Source organism: Streptomyces sp. NPDC107546 (assembly GCF_055639175.1).
In genome coordinates, this window is sequence record NZ_JBVKBA010000032.1 from 38,973 (window position 1) to 56,661 (window position 17,689).

Below are 17,689 nucleotides of genomic sequence, written 5' to 3' on the forward strand. Positions count from 1 at the left end.
GCCGCACCTGCATTCCGGTCGGCGTGTGACAGCTTCTTGTCAGTCATGTGTACAAGGGCCGGCTCGGGGGCTCAGCCCGCCTGTCGTCGGTCCGGTGCGGACCTGTGGGTGAGGGGTGCGCGCAGGCCGAGGTGCTCGCGCAGGGTGGTGCCGGTGTACTCGGTGCGGTAGATCCCGCGTTCCTGCAGTTCCGGGACGAGCAGGTCGACGATGTCGTCGAGGCCGTCGGGGATGAGGTAAGGCGTGACGTTGAAGCCGTCGATCGCGCCGTGCCGCACGAAGTGGGCGAACTTGTCGGCCAGGCCGGACGGGGTGCCGACGTGCCCGCGCTGCGGGCCGAGCGCGATGACGGTCTCGCGCAGCGACCAGCCGTGCGCCTCCGCCTTCGCCCGCCATTCGGCCACCACCGCGCGCGGGTCGGCGATGCGCCGGGCGCCGAAGGAGCCGTCGTTCTCCGTGACGACCGGATCCTCCTTGGGCAGCGGGCCGTCGGCGTCGCGGTCGGACAGGTCGATGCCCCACAGCAGTCCGGCGATCCCCAGCGCCGTGGCGGGCGTGACCTGCTGGAGCCGGATCCAGCGCTTCTTCTCCTGGGCCTCCTCCTCGGTGGCGCCGATGATGATCTCGGTGCCCGGCAGGATCCGCAGGTCGTCGTCGGGTCGGCCGACGGCGCGCAGGCGGGTGCGGATGTCCTCGGCGAAGGCGAGTGCGTCGTCGAAGTCGTTGCCGTGCGCGGAGAAGATGACGTCGGCGTTGCGGGCGGCGAAGTCGCGTCCCTCACCGGAATCCCCGGCCTGGAAGATCACCGGGTGGCCCTGGGCGCTGCGCGGCAGGGTCGGGGCGAGGTCGACGTCGAACTGCGGTCCGCGGTGCCGTACATGGCGTACGGCACCGGGCACCGACCATTCCCGTGCACCCGCGGAGTCGGCGATTGCTCCGTCCCCCCAGCCGTCCCACAACGCGCGGGCCACGGTGAGGAACTCCTCGGCGCGCCGATAGCGGTCGGCGTGGTCGAGGTAGCCGCCGCGGCGGAAGTTCGCGCCGGTCCAGGCGTTGTCCGTGGTCACCACGTTCCAGCCGGCGCGGCCCTCGGAGAGCAGGTCCAGGCCGGAGAGGCGGCGGGCCAGATCGGCGGGTTCGTTGAAGGTGGAGTTGGAGGTGGAGACCAGGCCGATCTGGCGGGTGACCGCGGCCAGCGCCGCGAGCTGGGTGATGGCGTCCGGCCGTCCGGCCACGTCGAGGTCATGGATTCTGCCGTCGACCTCGCGCAGCCGCAGCCCCTCGCCGAGGAAGAACGCGTCGAACAGGCCCCGTTCGGCGGTCTGGGCGACCCGGCGGAAGGAGGCGGGGTCGATCTGGGAGCCGCTGTCGGGGGCGGACCAGATGGTCCAGTGGTTGACGCCCTGGAAGAACACTCCGAAGTGCAGCTGGGCGTGTGGCCGGGGGACGTCGAGGGGGTCGGTGCGGGTCATCGGGCATCCTCCTGGGCGGCCACGGCCGCGGCTGCGAAGCGATTGGCGGGGCGCTCCAGACCCAGGGTCGAGCGCAGGGACGTACCGGGCAGCGGTCGGGCGACGAGGCGTCGCTCGGACAGGGCCGGCAGGACGAGGCGGGAGAGGACGGGCAGGTCCTCGTCCAGCACCAGCGGGTGCAGCCGTACGCCGTCGACGTGACGGCTCAACTCAGCCAGCAGTGAGACCAATTGGTCCGCCGAGCCGACGTGACGCAGCCACCTCCGGTCGGTCCACGACGCGTGCCGTTCCAGGTCGGCGACGCGCTCGGCGGCCGTGGCCTGCGGGGTGTCCAGCGCCACGTCGACCTCGGCGAAGACGCGGGGCGTACCGGCGGCAGCAGCGGCCGTGGCGACTTCCGCGAGTTCGCGCCCTTCGACGAGAGCGACGTCGAGCTGTGCGGCGGGAACCCGGTCCGGCCTGCCCAGGACGACAAGCTGCCCCTGAGGCGGGCGCGGCACGATCGCCGGCCCCTTGACGGCGTACGTCTCGCCCGTGAAGTCGATGTAGTGCAGCCGCTCGCGGTCGAGGTAGCGGCTGGTGGCCACGGACCGGATGACCGCGTCGTCCTCCCACGAGTCCCACAGGGCGCGGGCCACCTCCACGCCGTCACGGGATTCCCGGGCCCGTGCGGCGGCGTCGGCGATCAGCTGCCGCCCCCAGGCACGCGCCGCCTCGGGACGCTCCTCCTCCGTCACCACCCACCCGGCGCGACCGGCGGAGACGTGGTCCAGGGACGCCAGCTGGCCGGAGACATGGAAGGGTTCGGCATACGTGACCGGGACGACGGGCGCGATCCCGATGGTGCTCGTGGACGCCGCGATGAAGGCTGCCCGCTCCACCGCGCCGATACGGCCCACCGGATCCGGTGAGGCGCCGGGCGGCAGCACGCCGTCGTCCAGGGTGATCAGCGTGAACCCGGCGTTCTCGGCGATGGCGGCGACCTGGGCCACGCGGCGCGGTGTGAGCAGATGATCGGGGGAGTGGGCGGCGCGGCGCCAGGCCGCGGGGTGGGCGCCGTCGCCGTCGATCTCGACGGCGAGGTGCAGGGCAGGGCCGGACAATGGGAGTTCCTTCCGGGAAACATGAGAAACTCGCGGCCACAGGGCCACGACGAGACAGCCGGCGGGACGGCCGGCAGGGGTCAGGCGTGTACGGAAGGACAGACGGCGGAGGAGGTACGGCAGTAGTCGACATGCCGCCGGGTGATGAGCCGCGCACCGGTGCACGCACCGCGCGGTGCCGCGCCCAGTACGTGCATCAAAGCCTCCACCGGTCAGGAACTTTCCCGTTCAACGTACGTCGCCCGCCCCTGTGAGTGTCAAGGTCGACCATGGCGGAGGGGCATCTCATCCGCTGGGACGCGTGGTGGACCCATCTTTCCCGTTGTGCTTTGATCCGGCCATGAAGACCACTGGCCCGGCGCACACGGTGCTGCTCGACCCGTTCTGGGTGAGCCGCCGTGCCGATCAGTTCGACCAGGTCTGTTGCTGATCGCCGTTCGACGGCTCGCGATCAAGCTCTTCTTCTTTCTGCCTGCAGCCTTCTCTTGCCCTCGGACAGCCGCTCTCCGGGCGCAGTTGTGAGGCGCACGCGTCCGCCCTGCCGTGAAGGAAACCCCCATGGCCCAGTCCACAGCCCTGCCTGGCATCGACATCTCCCGCTTCCACGCCCCGGACGCCGACCGCGACGCCTTCCTCGCCGAACTCCGCTCCGCCCCACATGAGGTGGGCTTCTTCTACGTCACCGGGCACGGCGTCCCCGCAGCACTGCGGGAAGAGGTGCTGGGCGCGGCACGCCACTTCTTCGCGCTGCCGGAGGAGCAGCGGCTGGAGATCGAGAACCTCAACTCGCCTCAGTCCCGGGGCAATACGCGCACCGGCACCGAATACACCGCGGGCAGCGCCGACCGGCGGGAGCAGATCGACATCGGCCCCGAGCGGACGGCGCTTGAAACCGGCCCGGACGATCCCGACTACCTGCGTCTGATCGGCCCCAATCAATGGCCGTCCGCGCTGCCGGAGCTGAAGGACATCGTGTTGCGCCGGCAGGCGGAAGCGCTGCGGGTGAGCCGTGAGGTGCTGCGGGCGCTCGCGGCGGCCCTCGGACAGGACGAGGGCTACTTCGACCAGTGGTTCGACGACGAGGCGGCCGTGCACGTGAAGATCGTGCACCATCCTCCGCCCGCCGCCGAGGACGCCGACCAAGGGGTGGGCGCGCACAAGGACTACGGCTACCTCGCCCTGCTCCAGCAGGACGAGGTCGGCGGGCTCCAGGTGCAGCGCGAGGACGGGGTGTGGATCGACGCGGTGCCGGTGGCGGACGCCTTCGTGTTCAACATCGGAGAGATGCTGGAGATCGCCACCCGGGGATACCTGAAGGCCACTCAGCACCGGGTCGTGAGTCCGCGGTCGGACCTCCACCGCTACTCGACGACCGACTGGGCCTTCGAGACACGCCAGGTCCACTCCGGTGCCGTCCCCGACCCCACGACCGGCGGCATTCGCGCCGGCGAAACGCGCCGGAGTGGGCCCCCGCCCCAAGGAGACGACCTGACCGCCCGTGGCGCGGGTGCCGTACCCCGTCGGCAGCCTCACCCCACTGAAACCCAAGGAGAACACGTGAGTTCGACCAGAACCCGGCCCGCCCTAGTCGCCCTGGGCACGGCGGTGCTGTTGAGCGCTTCCGTCGCCGTTCCACAGGCCTCGGCGGCCGGCCGCACGTCCACGGCTCTCGCCTGGTACGACGCCACAGCCGAGACCATCGCGACGGCCGGGGCGTCCATCCAGATCACCAACAGCCGTACCTGGGCCATCAGTTGGCTCGCGGCCGCGAGGGCCACCCAGAGCGTGCCCGCCGGTGTCGACCGCGGTGCGTATCAGGAGGCGGCGCTCGCCGGGGCTGTGCACCGCGCGCTGGTGACGCTGGCCCCGAGCCGAACGGAGCAGCTCGACGCGACGTTCAAGGAGACCCTCGACGCGATTCCCGACGGCCCGGCCGAGGAACGGGGCGTCGTGGCGGGAGAGCGGCAGGCGGACGTCGTCCTCGCGTCGAGGCAGGACGACGGTCTCGACCCCGCCTCGGTCGACGCGCCCTATCCGGTGAAGCCCGCGGCGCCGGGCGTCTGGCAGCCGACGCCGCCCGCGTACGCTCCGGCGGCCCAGTACGGCAACCGGCTCGCCAAGCCGTTCCTGCTCAGGACGCAGAGCCAGTTCCGGCTCGCCCCGCCGCCCGCCCTGGACTCCGAGCGCTACGCCGCCGACCTCGCGGAGGTGCGCGCCTACGGCGCCGTCGACAGCGCGGTGCGCAGCGCCCGCCAGACCGAGACCGCCACCTTCTGGCTCGGCTCCTCCCTCACCCTCTACACCGAGCCGTTGCGTGTGGCGCTCTCCCGCACACATCAGGGGATCGCCGGGCAGGCGCGGCTGGTCGCGCTGTTCCATGTGGCGCTGGTGGACACGCAGATCGCCACCTCCGACAGCAAGTACGCCTATGAACGCTGGCGTCCCGTCACCGCGATCCGCACCGACACCATCGACCCCGACCCCGACTGGACGCCGCTGCACACCACCCCGGCGTATCCGGACTACCCGAGCGGCCACAACACCTACGCGGGCGCCGCGCAGACCGTCCTGTCGGCGCTTGTCGGTCCGCGTACCGCCCCGTTCGAACTGCCCAGCCCCACCGCGCCGGGCGTGACCCGGACCTACACCACCTGGAAGCAGCTCTCGGACGAGAACGTCGACGCCCGGGTCTTCTCCGGCATCCACACCCGGTCGGCCGACGAGGCGGGGATCACGCTCGGCACGAACGTGGCGCGGTACGTCCTGCAGAACGCTGGAGGGCTCTTTGCGCCGCGTTGACCCTCGGTGCATCGGGCCGCGAGCCTGTTCCTCCCACTGACACCAGGATTCGCATGCACATGAAACCCGGACGCGTACTGCACTTGAGCCTGTACCTCGGCGGTCACCTGAGCACCCGGTGTCCCGTGCGGGTTGTCGATTCCGGCGCGGACGGACTCCTGTTGCGGAGCGGGGCCGGGCAGCCCCTCAGGGGCAGTGACGAGCCGGATCTCGCGGGTGGCGGACGGCAGGGAGTGGCCATGGGGGCTCCTGATCGGGAGAAGCGAAGCGGGCCGAGCGGGACGACCGGCCGGTGCGGGCGCGCAGACGTTGGCCCCTGACGCGCGCGTCAGGGGCCAACGTCTGCGCGCAGCGTCCACGCCGGTCACGTGTCCGCGATGCGAGACCTGTCCGGAAAGTTGTTGACCAACGTGGTGGACCTCTGCTGAACTCCCGTGCCATGAACCCGCGCGTGGAGCTCACTCGGCGGCGCCACATCGATCTGGCGCACGTCTCCAGCGCGTTTTGTTGTCGCTGACCCGGTAAGTGGTCCCCGGCGGCAACCGGTGCGCACCGACGGTGCGCGTCGTGCGGAGGCGGTCCGAAACCGCCCGTAATGCAGCGCCGCCCTGTGGGATCGCCGTGTCCGCCTCCTGAGCGACTGCTCCTCCGGCCTCACCTCTTCCGCGCGCTCCGCACAGGCTGAGGTTCGGTCTCCCCTGCGTCGCCATCGCACCGACTGCCCGATCTCCCCTCGATCGGCTCGCGAGTCGGCCGTTCACTCACGCTCTCCGCTCTCCGCACCGAGCACCCAGCTCTCAGCTGTGCGCCCACTTCCTCCCGAGAAGGACTCCCTCATGCCTGTGTCCATCCGTAAGCTCACCGGCCGCATCGGCGCGGTCGTCGAGGGCGTCGACCTCACGGCGACCCCCGATCTCTCGACGGTCACGGCCCTCCGTGACGCCCTCAACGAGCACAAGGCGATCGTCTTCGATCACGTCAACCTCGACAACGCCGGCCAGGAGCGCGTGGCCCGGTGGTTCGGCGAACTCACCACCGCCCACCCCAACGTGCCGGCCGCCGACGGCACGACGAACGTGCTCGCCGTCGACAGCGAGACGTCCAAGGCCAACGAGTGGCACACGGATGTCACCTTCGTGATCAACCCGCCGCAGCTCACCACGCTCCGGTCGATCGTGACCACGCCGTATGGCGGAGAGACGCTCATCGCCAACGCCGCCGCGGCCTACCGCGACCTGCCCGCACCACTGCGCGCCCTCGCGGACACGTTGCGCGTCGTGCACACCAACCAGTACGACTACGCCCGCCCCGCGGCCACGACCGCACAGCGGCAGGAGTACGACCGGGCCTTCGTGTCGACGCCGTACGAGGCGGAGCACCCGGTCGTACGGGTGCATCCGCTGACGGGCGAACGCGGGCTGTTCATCGGTGGGTTCGCCAAGCGGATCGTCGGCCTGTCGAGCAGCGACTCGGCCGATCTGCTGCGCCTCCTCCAGTCGTACGTGACGCGTCCGGAGAACATCCTGCGCTGGACCTGGTCCCCGAACCAGCTGCTGATCTTCGACAACCGGATCACCCAGCACTACGGGGTGGACAACTACGACGATCATCCGCGCCGCCTCAACCGGGTGACGGTCGCCGGAGAGGTGCCGGCCGGTGTCGACGGCCGCCGCAGTGAGCAGCTCGTCGGCGATGCCTCGCACTACAGCAGCGTGCTGGCGGTGGCCGCATGACCGAAGTCCGCGTCCCGGCCCTGGCCGTTACCAAGGGCCCGGCCGCCGAGACGACGAGCGCGCGCGAGCGTGAGGTGTTCCTGCCGCGCGACGCCCGCCGCCGGACGACTCCGCTCACCGCGCTCCGCGAGCGCCTGCGCTGGCCGCTGGGCATCTACACGACCCCGGTCGTGATCCTCGTCGCCTGGGAGATCCTCGCCAGGCTGGGGGTACTGGCGAAGACCTACGCTCCGGCGCCGACCTCGATCGTGAAGTCCGCCGCCGATCTGTGGCAGCAGGGCGTCCTCGGGCCGGACCTGGCCATCTCGTTGCAGCGGGCCGGCATCGGTCTCGCGATCGGGCTGACGGTCGGCATCGTCACCGGGGTGCTGGGCGGGCTGCTGCGCAGCGGTGAGTACCTGTTCAACGGCCTCGTGCAGGTGCTCAACACGATCCCGCTCCTCGCGGTGCTCCCGCTGATGATCGTGTGGTTCGGCATCGACGAGCTCACGAAGGTGCTGCTGATCTCCTTCGGAGCCGGTGTGCCGATGTATCTCAACCTGTTCTCCGCGATCCGGGGTGTCGACCAGCGTCTGATCGAGATGGCGCGGACGACGGGCGCGGGCACCTGGCGCCTGGTGACGCGGGTGCTGGTGCCCGGGGCCCTGCCGGGGTTCCTGGTCGGCCTGCGGTTCTCCCTGGCGTACAGCGTCCTGGGCCTGGTCGCCGCGGAAACGGTCAACGCCGACAAGGGACTTGGCTTCCTCATCACTCAGGGGCAGACCTATCTCCAGACCAATCAGGTCTTCGTGGGGCTGGTGATCTACTCGCTCCTCGGTCTGCTCGCCGACCAGTTCGTCCGGGTTCTCGAGCGGGTGCTGCTGCGGTGGCGACCCAGTTATGAGGCGTCATGAGCAGCACGATCGCGACGGAGCTCCGTCGGCAGACCGGGGTCGTCGTCGAGCAGGTGGTCCGTCGGTTCGGTGACCGGGTGGTGCTCGACCACCTCGACCTCACCATCGCCGACGAGGAGTTGGTGATCCTGCTCGGCCCCTCGGGCTGCGGGAAGAGCACCCTGCTGCGACTGCTCGCCGGCCTTGACCGGCCCGACGCAGGGCGGGTCGAGGTCCCGGCGCGGCGTGCGATCGTCTTCCAGGCCGACCGGCTGCTGCCGTGGCAGCGGGTCCTGCGCAACGTCACGCTCGGCCTGCACGGACCCGACGCGGAACAGCGGGCCCTCGATGTGCTCGCCGAGGTCGGGCTCTCGGGGCGTGAGAAAGCGTGGCCCAGGGAGCTCTCCGGCGGCGAGGCCCAGCGGGTGTCGCTCGCGCGGGCCCTGGTCTCGGAGCCCGAACTGGTGCTGCTCGACGAGCCGTTCGCGGCCCTGGACGCCATCACACGGCTGCGCATGCACGACCTTGTACGAGCCCTGCGAACCAGGCACCACGCGGCCATGCTGCTGGTCACCCACGACGTCGACGAGGCGATCGCCCTGGCGGACCGCATCGTCGTCATGAGCAATGGCAGCATCGGCACCTCGCACGAGGTGCACCTCTCCGCCGCGGACCGCGAAGCGAGCGTCGCACGCGAGGAACTCCGCGCCCGGCTGCTGGACGACCTCGGACTCGCCGGCCAGCACTGACCTTCCCCCCATAACCCTCACTCAGCACAGAAAGCACACCACATCCCATGCGTAAGAGAACCAGCAGACTCATCGGCGCCGTCGGCTCGCTCGCCCTGGCGGGTACCCTCGTCGCCTGCGGATCGTCCTCGTCGGACACGGCCGCGCCGCTGAGCAACGCCGCCGACGCGAGCGACGCCAAGCACCCCGAGTGGAGCAAGTACACCTTCACGATCGGCGACAACGGCGGTGACGGCAGCCAGGAGCTGGCGAAGCTGACCGGCGTGTTCGACAACGCGCCTTACAAGGTGAAGTTCGCCCGGTTCACCTACGGCCCGCCGCTCGTGCAGGCCGCGGCCTCGGGCGACATCGACCTCGGCAGCGTCGGCGACGTACCGCCGATCACGGGTGCCGCGAAGGAGTACGGCTTCAAGGTCGTCGCCGTCAACCGTTCGCTCACGCCGGACCAGGCGGTGGAGAACATCATCGTGCCCAACGGCTCGAAGCTGAGGACGGCCGCCGACCTCAGGGGCAAGAAGATCGCTGTTCCCCAGGGCAGTTCGGCCCACGGTCTGGCCCTGAACGCGTTGAAGAGCGTCGGCCTCACCCCCAAGGACGTGAAGCTGGTCTTCCTCGACCCGGCGGCCGGCGCCACGGCGTTCAACACCGGCAAGGTGGACGCCTGGTCGATCTGGAACCCGCAGTCCGCGATCGCGGTCAAGAACGGCGCGCGGATCCTGGTGAAGGGTCTCCCGCCGATCGACCAGACGAGCAGCTACTACGTCGCCAGTGACACCTCGCTGAAGGACAAGACCAAGCGTGCTGCTCTCACGGACGTCCTGAAGAGGCTCTCGCGGGAGTTCGCCTGGGCCGTCAAGAACCCCGACAGGTACGCGCAGGCGCTCTCGAAGGAGCAGGGCATCCCGCTGGCCGACGCCAAGGCGTCCCTGGCCGCCTACTCGAACCGGGTGACGCCGGTGGAGCAGGCGGACATCGAGCTGGAGCAGAAGCTGGCCGACGCCTTCCTGGAGGCGGGGCAGATCACCAAGAAGGTCGACGTCAAGTCGATCACCGACAACCTCCTCCCGGCCGGTTACGACAGCTCCAAGCTGAAGGTCACCTCATGAGCGGGGGACGACGACGGCGGCGGCTTCACCTCAACGCCTTCCTCATGGAAGCGGGCCATCACGAGGCGGCGTGGCGGCTTCCGCACAGCAACCCCCGGGCGGACTTCGACCTGGGGCACTGGATCGAGCTGGCGCAGCTGGCCGAGAGCGCGAAGTTCGACTCGCTGTTCCTCGCGGACGGGCCGGCCCTCATCGGCACCGGCGAGTTCCGCCCGCCGGGCCAGCTCGAACCGCTGACCCTGCTGACCGCGCTGTCCCAGGCGACCAGCAGGATCGGCCTCATCGCGACCGTGTCGTCGACGTACAACGAGCCGTACAACCTCGCCCGTCGGCTCGCCTCCGTCGACCACGTCAGCGGGGGCCGGTCGGGCTGGAACATCGTCACCTCGGCAGGGGCCGACGAGGCGGCCAACTTCGGCCTCGACGACCGCCCCGGCCACGCCGAACGCTACGCCCGCGCCGACGAGTTCCTGAAGGTCGCCAAGGCGCTGTGGGACAGCTGGGAGTCCGAGGCCGTCGTCGCGGACAGAACCACCGGACGCTACGCCGACCCCGAGCGGCTGCACCGGCTCGGCCACCAGGGCACATACTTCAAGGTGGCCGGCCCGCTCAACGTCGAGCGCCCACCGCAGGGTTACCCGCTGCTCGTCCAGGCCGGCTCCTCCGAGGACGGCAAGGACTTCGCGGCCCGCCACGCCGAGGCCATCTTCACTGCGCACACGACGTACGAGCGCGCGGCCGCCTTCTACGCCGACATCAAGGCGCGGACCAGGGCCGCGGGCCGCGACCCGGACGGCGTGATCGTCCTGCCCGGCATCGTCCCGTACATCGGGTCGACCGAGGCGGAGGCCCGGGCGCTTGCACGGCAGTTCGACGAGCTGCGCGTTCCGGAGTACGGGCTGCGTCAGCTGGCCGCCGTGTTCGAGACCGAGCCGTCGGTCTTCGAACTCGACGCGCCCCTGCCGGACTTCATCCTCGCCAGGCCGAAGCTGGAGGGCTCGCAGAGCCGCTCCGACCTGATCACCGAACTCGCGGTGCGCGAGCAGCTGACGGTCCGGCAGATCATCTCCCGGCTCGGCGGCGGGCGTGGTCACTTCGAGTTCGTCGGCACGCCGGAGCAGGTCGCGGACACGATCATCGCCTGGTTCGAAGGTGGTGCCGCGGACGGGTTCAACATCATGGCGCCCGCCCTGCCGTCGGGCCTGGCGGCCTTCGTCGAGCACGTGCTGCCGATCCTGCGCGGCAAGGGGCTGTTCCGCGAGGAGTACGAGGGCACGACTCTGCGCGAGCACTACGGGCTCCCGGTCCCGGCGAACCAGTTCCATGGCTGACCCGCTCGCGACTCCCACCGCTTCCCGGAGCGGCGGGAGTCCGCCCGCGCTGCGGGTCGAGGGGCTCCGCAAGACCTACGAAAACGGCTTCATCGCGGTGGCCGGGCTGGACCTGGAGATACCGGACGGCTCCTTCTTCGGCCTGCTCGGCCCGAACGGCGCCGGGAAGACCACCCTGATCGGCTCGGTGTGCAACATCGTCCGCCCCACCGCCGGCACCCTCTCCGTTTTCGGCCACGACCACCGCAGCCGTCAGGCCCGCAGGCTCCTTGGCCTGGCCGCACAGGAGATCAACGTCGACCGGTTCCTGTCCATCCGGCAGATCCTGATCTACCACGCCGGATACCACGGCATCGGCAGGAAGGCCGCCGCCAGGCGCGCTGACGAACTGCTCGCCCTGTTCCGCCTCGACGACAGGGCCGACGTACGCGCCTATGAACAGTCCGGCGGCATGCAACGGCGCCTCGTCCTCGCGCGGGCGCTCATGCACCGCCCCCGTCTGCTCATCCTCGACGAACCGACGGCCGGCGTAGACGTCGAGCTGCGCTCGGAAATCTGGCGGGTCGTCAAGGGCCTCAACGCAGCGGGCACCACCGTCCTGCTGACCACGCACTACCTGGAGGAGGCGGAGACCTTGTGTGACGAGATCGCGCTGCTGCGCGCGGGCCGGATTGTCGACCGCGGCTCCGCGGCCTCGTTGCGGGAACGGTACGCCGCCCGGGACATCTCGGAGGTCTACGACCGGGTGATCACGGCGGAGGAGGTCGCCTCGTGAGCGGCACCGAAGCCCCGGCCCTCCCGGCGTACGACGAGCCGTTCCGGGCGGAGCGCGCGCCGTTCCTGTGGCTCCTGGAGCGCGAGATCCTGCGCTTCCTCACCATCTGGCGCTACAGCATCGTCGGCCCAGTAATGTCGACCGTGCTGTTCGTCGTCGTCTTCGGGTCGGCCCTCGGACAGCACGTCGACACCATCGACGGCATCGGATACGGCAGCTTCATCGTGCCCGGTCTTTTCACCCAGGCGATCGTCAACGTCGGCTTCTTCAACGGGACGACCAGCCTGTTCGAGGCCCGCCGGGACCAGTACATCAACGACGTGTTCGCGAGCCCGCTCAGGTGGTGGGAGATCAACGCGGCGCTGGTGGGCGGCGGCATCGCCCGAGGCGTCGTCGTGGGCGCGGGCGTCCTGGCGGTCGCACTGCCGCTCACCCACGGCGGCACCCCGGCCCGGCCCCTCGTCTTGCTGCTCGGCACACTCGGCGTGCTCCTGGTCGCCGCACAGGTCGGCGTGATCGCCGGCGGCCACGCCAAGTCCCTCGACCACGTCTACTCCATGGAATCGATCATCCTGCTGCCGCTGGGCCTTCTCGGCGGCGTCTTCTACTCGGTCCACCAACTGCCGCAGTTCTGGGACGTCCTGAGCCGCCTCGACCCCGTCTTCTGGCTGGTCCAGGTCGAGCGGATCGGCTTCCTCGGCCAGGGCGACGTCGGCGCGGACTGGGCCCTCGCCGTGGTCTGGGCCCTCGCGGCGGTACTGACGGCCTGGTCGGCCGCGATGTTCGGCACCGGTCGCCTCAAGCCCTGAACCCCGCAACGGAAGGAACGCAACGTCATGACGAGCACCGAACCGGAACAGACCCTGTCCACCGACGTGTTGGTGATCGGCGGCGGCCCCGCGGGCACCTGGGCCGCAATCAAGGCCGCTCAGGCCGGTGCCGACGTCGTTCTGGCCGACAAGGGCTACACGGGCGCGAGCGGAGCGACCGCCTCCGTCGGCACCGGCATCTGGTACGTCGACGACGTCCCCGAACTGCGGGAGGGCGCCATGGCGAGCCGCGAGGCGCTCGGCGGATTCCTCGCCGACCGCGACTGGATGGCGCGCGTCCTCGACGAAACCCACGCGCGCATGGACGAACTCGCCCGCATCCAGCGCTACCCGTTCCCCGTCGACGCCCACGGCCGTCAGTTGCGCGGCGACCTTCAGGGACCCGAGTACATGCGCCGGCAGCGCACCCGGGTACGGCGGCTCGGCGTCCGCATCCTCGACCACACTCCCGCGCTGGAGCTCCTGACCGACGCCGACGGCGTCGTCTCTGGCGCGCAGGCGCTCGACCGCACGACGGGCGACACCGTCCGCATCGAAGCGCGGGCGGTCGTGCTCGCCGCAGGCGGATGTGCGTTCCGCTCCAAGACCCTCGGCTGCGACGTCAACACCGGGGACGGTGCGCTGCTGGCCGTGGAGGCGGGGGCGCGGCTGTCGGGGATGGAGTTCTCCAACGCCTACGCCATCGCCCCGAAAGGCACGTCGCTGACCAAGACCGCCTACTACTCCTGGGCGACCTTCTACCGCGCCGACGGCTCGGTGCTGGAAGGTGCGGGCAGCACCCGCGGCCGGTCGGTGATCGCGAGGACGCTGCTCACGGAGCCGGTCTACGCCCGGCTCGACCGAGCCGGCCCTGACGAACAGCGGGCGATGCGCAAGGGTCAGCCGAACACCTTCCTGGTCTTCGACCGGCTGGGCATCGACCCCTTCACCGACCTGTTCGAGATCACTCTGCTGGCCGAAGGCACGGTACGCGGGACGGGTGGTGTGCGCATCGCCGACCACGACTGCTCGACCGACGTCCCCGGTCTGTACGCGGCCGGCGACACCGCGACCCGCGAGCTGATCTGCGGCGGCTTCACCGGAGGCGGCAGCCACAACGCCGCGTGGGCGGCGTCCTCGGGCAGCTGGGCGGGCCGGGGCGCCGCCGTGTTCGCCAACCGGCGGGGCCGACCGGGCAGCCGACTGCGGTCCGTGGGGACGGCCGGCCTTCGCCCGACCGGTGCCGTGAACGTCGGCCATCGTGAGGTCGTCGCCGCCGTACAGCGTGAGGTCCTGCCGTACGACCGCAACTACCTGCGGCACGCGGACCGTCTCGAGCCGGCTCTGCGGTCGCTGCACGGGACGTGGTCCGCGATCCGCGAAGGGCTGGGGGCGAGCGGTGAGGAGCTCTTCCGGGCCAGGGAAGCGGCCGCGATGGTGGCTCACGGCCGCTGGATGTACCACGCGGCACTGCAGCGCACCGAATCGCGCGGTATGCGCAAGCGGGCCGACAAGCCGACGCAGGATCCGGCCCAGCACTATCGGCTGCTCACCGGTGGGCTCGACGAGGTCTGGAGCACTCCCGAGCCGGCGTCGCGGGCACTGGTCACGATCGGAGGCCGAGCCGCATGATCGAGATCGTCGAGCCGGACCGCTGCATCGCCTGCGACCGGTGCATCGAGGTGTGCCCGACGCGCGTCTTCGACCGCGGCGCCGACGGCGTTCCGGTGATCGCGCGACAGGACAGCTGCCAGACCTGCTTCCAGTGCGAGGCGTACTGCCCGACCGACGCGCTGTTCGTCGCCCCGCTGGTGACCGCGGTCGCTCCGGGCTCGCGCTTCCGTGATGTGACACAGCTCGAGGAATCCGGTCTGCTCGGCGGATACCGGCGTGAACTCGGCTGGGGCAGGGGAAGGACGCTCGGTGCCCGCACCGCGGTCGGACCGGAGTATCCGGACTGACCGGCCTGAGCCGGCGCAGGTTCAACACCCAGACTCCTCACTCGGCCGAGGACGCTGGACACCGACCTCGAAGGTTGACTTGTCGCACGCCACTCTGACGATCCGCAAAAGTGGGCAAAGGTCGCAGGTTCAAATCCTGTGGTCACGACGGTGCGAAGGGTCCTCGCGGGCGAGAGCCGGCGGGGCCCTTTTGTGTGAGCCTTCAGCAGTGAGCACGCTGCTCGTCGGCACGTCACCCACGCCGACTCGTCCGACGCCGGATACACCGCGCACCACGCGATGTCCTCGGGCGCCCCGACCCGGCCGAGGACATCGGTGCGAGTTCCATCACAGGAGACCGTCGCCTCCCGACGGTTGCTATGGGAAACCTGTGCCCTGCGCTCCGCCGCCGATGTCGAGTTGTGGGTCGCCCTGGTCCAGCTCGACACCGTGCACCGCGATCACCTGGATGCCGCAGCCGTCCAGCGCGTCGCCGACCATCCCACGCTGTGGGCCCACGGCTGCCGCCTGGCCGTTCACCCGGCCCTCGGCGGCCACCTCGACCTCGACGGCATCGAACGCCGCCACAGCGCCCACTGCCGGGGCCTGGAGGACTCCGGAGCGGCCATCCGTATCCTGGACTGGACGGCCTACGCCGCCCTCTGGCCGTTCCATCTGGTGGACCGCCGTTGACATATGTTCGGGCCGTTGTCTTAATTACGGCTCAGAACGGTCATGAGTGTCAGCGTCAAGCCCTGGCTTGCTGACCGGCAACCCTCGCGCCGCGGTGGGGTGCCCCAGGTGACGACCCGACCGATGAAGTTTCGGTAAGCGCGAGGCCCCCAGGGCCGGAAGAGTGACGGTGACGCCATGCACGCAGCTCCCAGGACGGCGACGCGCCGCCCGCAGGGCTGCGTACGGCCGTATGCGAACCTGCTCGTCGCCGACCGTGCCGTCGATCTGCTCCGCGTGAACAGCGCACTGTGTACCGCACCGGGCCGTGCCCGCTGTCGGGGCTGACACCTCCCCGCAGTCCCCGCACTTCCTGACGAACACCGCGCCCGCGGTGTGCCGTTGCCCTCCCCGCCCGGTACCTCGCCGTCGTGTGCGCCGCCGCATGCCGCCGTGCTTCCGGGATGTTCCCACCCAGCCGGAGCCCACCATGAGTGAACCCCCTGGAGCCACCGTCATCCTCGCCGAGGCGCCGACCGCCGACGAACCGTCAAAGCCCCTCAGCGCACAGCGAGTTCTGCCGCTGCGGCGCCCCGGACGCTGGATCGCCACCGCGGTCGTACTGGTCCTGGTCGCCCAGTTCGTGCACGGACTGGTCACCAACTCCTTCTACCAGTGGGACCGCTGGAGTTACTGGTTCCTGCGCCCCACCATCCTCGACGGCCTCGTGATCACCCTCGAAGTCACCGCCTACAGTGCGGTGCTAGGTCTTGTCGGCGGCATCGTGCTCGCACTGGGCCGGCTCTCGAAAAGCCCGGTGCTGCGCGCGATCAGCTGGACCTACGTCTGGGCGCTGCGCTCGATCCCGCTCATCGTGGTGCTGATCTTCCTCTACAACTTCAGCGCCCTGTACAAGACGTTGAGCGTCGGCATCCCCTTCGGCCCGGCCTTCTTCTCCTTCGACGAGTCGAGACTCGCCACCGACATGGTCGTCGCGGTCGTCGGCCTCAGCCTCAACGAGGCGGCCTACGCGGCCGAGGTGGTCCGCGGCGGGATCCTCTCCGTCGACCAGGGCCAGCACGAGGCGGCCGCGGCGCTGGGCCTGCCGAAGGGCTACCAGTTCCGCAGGATCGTCTTCCCGCAGGCGCTGCGCTCGATCATCCCGAACTACGTCAACCAGCTCATCGGCCTGATCAAGGGCACCTCGCTGGTCTTCTACGTCTCCCTGCTCGACCTGTTCGGCTCCGCGCAGACCATGGGTTCCACCTACCCCGGCGACATCGTGCCGCTGCTGCTGGTCGTCACCGTCTGGTACCTGATCCTGACCAGCGTCGTCTCCGTCGTCCAGTTCTACGTCGAGCGGTACTACGCCCGCGGTGCCACCCGCAGCCTGCCGCCGACGCCGCTGCAGAAGCTCCGCACCGGGCTCACCGACCTGCGGGCCCGTATCCGCCGGGAGGCCGCCGTATGACCGCCGACACCATCGAGGCCCTGGCGGACGTCGAGGCCGCCACCGTCGTGGTCCACGACGTGCACAAGTGGTACGGCACCCACCGGGTGCTGAACGGCGTCGACCTGACGGTCCGGCCCGGCGAGATCACCGTGATCCTCGGCCCGTCCGGTTCCGGCAAGTCCACGCTGCTGCGGGTCATCAACCACCTGGAGAAGCCCGAGATCGGCTACGTCAGCGTCAACGGCGAGCCGATCGGTGTGAAGCGGCACGGCGACCGCCTCAAAGAGCTGAGCGAGCGGGCCATCCTCACCCAGCGCAGCCGGATCGGCTTCGTCTTCCAGAACTTCAACCTGTTCCCGCACCTGACCGTGCTGGACAACGTCGCTGCCGCGCCCGTCGCCACCGGGAAGCTCGGCAAGCCCGAGGCCCAGAAACTCGCCCGCGAACTCCTCGACCGGGTCGGCCTCGCCGACAAGACCGCCGCCTACCCGCGCCAGCTCTCCGGCGGCCAGCAGCAGCGCGTCGCCATCGCCCGAGCCCTCGCCCTGCGCCCCGGAGTCATCCTCTTCGACGAGCCCACCTCCGCCCTCGACCCCGAGCTCGTCGGTGAGGTCCTCGCCGTCATCAAGGACCTGGCGACCAGCGGCACCACCCTCATCATCGTCACCCACGAGATCGGCTTCGCCCGCGAGATCGCCGACCGGGTCGTCTTCATCGACGGCGGCAAGATCGTCGAGCAGGGCCCGCCCTCCGAGATCCTCGACAACCCCCGGCACGAGCGGACCAGGGACTTCCTCAGCAAGGTCCTCTGACCCTCCGCACCCCCAGACCTCCCCCCACGCCACCCTCATCACCTTCAGCGACAAGGAACGGCC

At 70.2% G+C, this 17,689-nt stretch carries 14 protein-coding genes, 1 pseudogene and 1 riboswitch; of the genes and pseudogenes, 13 read left to right on the plus strand and 2 right to left on the minus strand.

Annotated elements, in window-relative coordinates; translation table 11 throughout:
• Positions 1-71: 71 nt before the first annotated feature.
• Positions 72-1,472 (minus strand): NtaA/DmoA family FMN-dependent monooxygenase, encoded by a 1,401-nt coding sequence (locus ACZ7L1_RS32000; RefSeq protein ID WP_471442145.1) that lies wholly within the window; start codon positions 1,470-1,472, stop codon positions 72-74.
• Entirely contained in the window at positions 1,469-2,575 is a 1,107-nt protein-coding gene (locus ACZ7L1_RS32005) for an LLM class flavin-dependent oxidoreductase (RefSeq protein WP_471442147.1), read from the minus strand. Before ACZ7L1_RS32005 ends, ACZ7L1_RS32000 begins: the two co-directional genes overlap by 4 nt.
• Positions 2,576-3,133: 558 nt before the next feature.
• On the opposite strand from ACZ7L1_RS32005, the gene ACZ7L1_RS32010 reads away from it, so the two are divergent.
• From ACZ7L1_RS32010 to ACZ7L1_RS32070, 13 genes and pseudogenes are all read left to right on the plus strand, one after another.
• Positions 3,134-5,374, plus strand: coding sequence for a 2-oxoglutarate and iron-dependent oxygenase domain-containing protein (locus ACZ7L1_RS32010; RefSeq protein WP_471442149.1), 2,241 nt, complete (start codon positions 3,134-3,136; stop codon positions 5,372-5,374).
• Positions 5,375-6,210: 836 nt separating this feature from the next.
• A complete protein-coding gene (locus tag ACZ7L1_RS32015) occupies positions 6,211-7,107 on the plus strand; it encodes a TauD/TfdA dioxygenase family protein (RefSeq protein ID WP_471442151.1) in 897 nt (298 codons plus the stop codon).
• Positions 7,104-8,000, plus strand: a complete 897-nt coding sequence (locus ACZ7L1_RS32020; RefSeq protein ID WP_471442153.1) for an ABC transporter permease — start codon at positions 7,104-7,106, stop codon at positions 7,998-8,000. Before ACZ7L1_RS32015 ends, ACZ7L1_RS32020 begins: the two co-directional genes overlap by 4 nt.
• Positions 7,997-8,728: an ABC transporter ATP-binding protein gene (locus ACZ7L1_RS32025; protein ID WP_471442155.1), complete on the plus strand. Its 732-nt coding sequence runs from the start codon at positions 7,997-7,999 to the stop codon at positions 8,726-8,728. The genes ACZ7L1_RS32020 and ACZ7L1_RS32025 overlap by 4 nt, the downstream gene beginning before the upstream one ends.
• A gap of 47 nt (positions 8,729-8,775) precedes the next feature.
• Positions 8,776-9,834, plus strand: a complete 1,059-nt coding sequence (locus tag ACZ7L1_RS32030; RefSeq protein ID WP_471442157.1) for an aliphatic sulfonate ABC transporter substrate-binding protein — start codon at positions 8,776-8,778, stop codon at positions 9,832-9,834.
• Positions 9,831-11,165: an LLM class flavin-dependent oxidoreductase gene (locus ACZ7L1_RS32035; RefSeq protein ID WP_471442159.1), complete on the plus strand. Its 1,335-nt coding sequence runs from the start codon at positions 9,831-9,833 to the stop codon at positions 11,163-11,165. The genes ACZ7L1_RS32030 and ACZ7L1_RS32035 overlap by 4 nt, the downstream gene beginning before the upstream one ends.
• Positions 11,158-11,940 carry an ABC transporter ATP-binding protein gene (locus tag ACZ7L1_RS32040; protein ID WP_471442161.1) on the plus strand — a complete coding sequence of 261 codons (783 nt, stop codon included), beginning with the start codon at positions 11,158-11,160 and terminating at the stop codon, positions 11,938-11,940. The genes ACZ7L1_RS32035 and ACZ7L1_RS32040 overlap by 8 nt, the downstream gene beginning before the upstream one ends.
• Entirely contained in the window at positions 11,937-12,749 is an 813-nt protein-coding gene (locus ACZ7L1_RS32045; protein WP_471442162.1) for an ABC transporter permease, read from the plus strand. The genes ACZ7L1_RS32040 and ACZ7L1_RS32045 overlap by 4 nt, the downstream gene beginning before the upstream one ends.
• 27 nt (positions 12,750-12,776) lie before the next feature.
• Positions 12,777-14,381 carry an FAD-dependent oxidoreductase gene (locus tag ACZ7L1_RS32050; protein ID WP_471442164.1) on the plus strand — a complete coding sequence of 535 codons (1,605 nt, stop codon included), beginning with the start codon at positions 12,777-12,779 and terminating at the stop codon, positions 14,379-14,381.
• Positions 14,378-14,710 carry a 4Fe-4S binding protein gene (locus ACZ7L1_RS32055; RefSeq protein ID WP_471442166.1) on the plus strand — a complete coding sequence of 111 codons (333 nt, stop codon included), beginning with the start codon at positions 14,378-14,380 and terminating at the stop codon, positions 14,708-14,710. Before ACZ7L1_RS32050 ends, ACZ7L1_RS32055 begins: the two co-directional genes overlap by 4 nt.
• A gap of 381 nt (positions 14,711-15,091) precedes the next feature.
• Positions 15,092-15,382: pseudogene (locus ACZ7L1_RS32060) on the plus strand (glutathione S-transferase family protein); the annotation flags it as partial.
• A 38-nt stretch (positions 15,383-15,420) separates the two neighbouring features.
• Positions 15,421-15,529: riboswitch (SAM riboswitch) on the plus strand.
• 322 nt (positions 15,530-15,851) lie between these two features.
• Positions 15,852-16,832 carry an amino acid ABC transporter permease gene (locus ACZ7L1_RS32065; protein WP_471442168.1) on the plus strand — a complete coding sequence of 327 codons (981 nt, stop codon included), beginning with the start codon at positions 15,852-15,854 and terminating at the stop codon, positions 16,830-16,832.
• Positions 16,829-17,626, plus strand: a complete 798-nt coding sequence (locus ACZ7L1_RS32070) for an amino acid ABC transporter ATP-binding protein (protein ID WP_471442170.1) — start codon at positions 16,829-16,831, stop codon at positions 17,624-17,626. Before ACZ7L1_RS32065 ends, ACZ7L1_RS32070 begins: the two co-directional genes overlap by 4 nt.
• Positions 17,627-17,689 lie beyond the last annotated feature (63 nt).

What these genes read in the sequence shown, in the direction of transcription:
- ACZ7L1_RS32000 (WP_471442145.1), bottom strand. Translation starts at nt 1,472, where the DNA reads ATGACCCGCACCGACCCCCTCGACGTCCCCCGGCCACACGCCCAGCTG.
- ACZ7L1_RS32010 (WP_471442149.1), top strand. Translation starts at nt 3,134, where the DNA reads ATGGCCCAGTCCACAGCCCTGCCTGGCATCGACATCTCCCGCTTCCAC.
- ACZ7L1_RS32015 (WP_471442151.1), top strand. Translation starts at nt 6,211, where the DNA reads ATGCCTGTGTCCATCCGTAAGCTCACCGGCCGCATCGGCGCGGTCGTC.
- ACZ7L1_RS32020 (WP_471442153.1), top strand. Translation starts at nt 7,104, where the DNA reads ATGACCGAAGTCCGCGTCCCGGCCCTGGCCGTTACCAAGGGCCCGGCC.
- ACZ7L1_RS32025 (WP_471442155.1), top strand. Translation starts at nt 7,997, where the DNA reads ATGAGCAGCACGATCGCGACGGAGCTCCGTCGGCAGACCGGGGTCGTC.
- ACZ7L1_RS32030 (WP_471442157.1), top strand. Translation starts at nt 8,776, where the DNA reads ATGCGTAAGAGAACCAGCAGACTCATCGGCGCCGTCGGCTCGCTCGCC.
- ACZ7L1_RS32035 (WP_471442159.1), top strand. Translation starts at nt 9,831, where the DNA reads ATGAGCGGGGGACGACGACGGCGGCGGCTTCACCTCAACGCCTTCCTC.
- ACZ7L1_RS32040 (WP_471442161.1), top strand. Translation starts at nt 11,158, where the DNA reads ATGGCTGACCCGCTCGCGACTCCCACCGCTTCCCGGAGCGGCGGGAGT.
- ACZ7L1_RS32050 (WP_471442164.1), top strand. Translation starts at nt 12,777, where the DNA reads ATGACGAGCACCGAACCGGAACAGACCCTGTCCACCGACGTGTTGGTG.
- ACZ7L1_RS32055 (WP_471442166.1), top strand. Translation starts at nt 14,378, where the DNA reads ATGATCGAGATCGTCGAGCCGGACCGCTGCATCGCCTGCGACCGGTGC.
- ACZ7L1_RS32065 (WP_471442168.1), top strand. Translation starts at nt 15,852, where the DNA reads ATGAGTGAACCCCCTGGAGCCACCGTCATCCTCGCCGAGGCGCCGACC.
- ACZ7L1_RS32070 (WP_471442170.1), top strand. Translation starts at nt 16,829, where the DNA reads ATGACCGCCGACACCATCGAGGCCCTGGCGGACGTCGAGGCCGCCACC.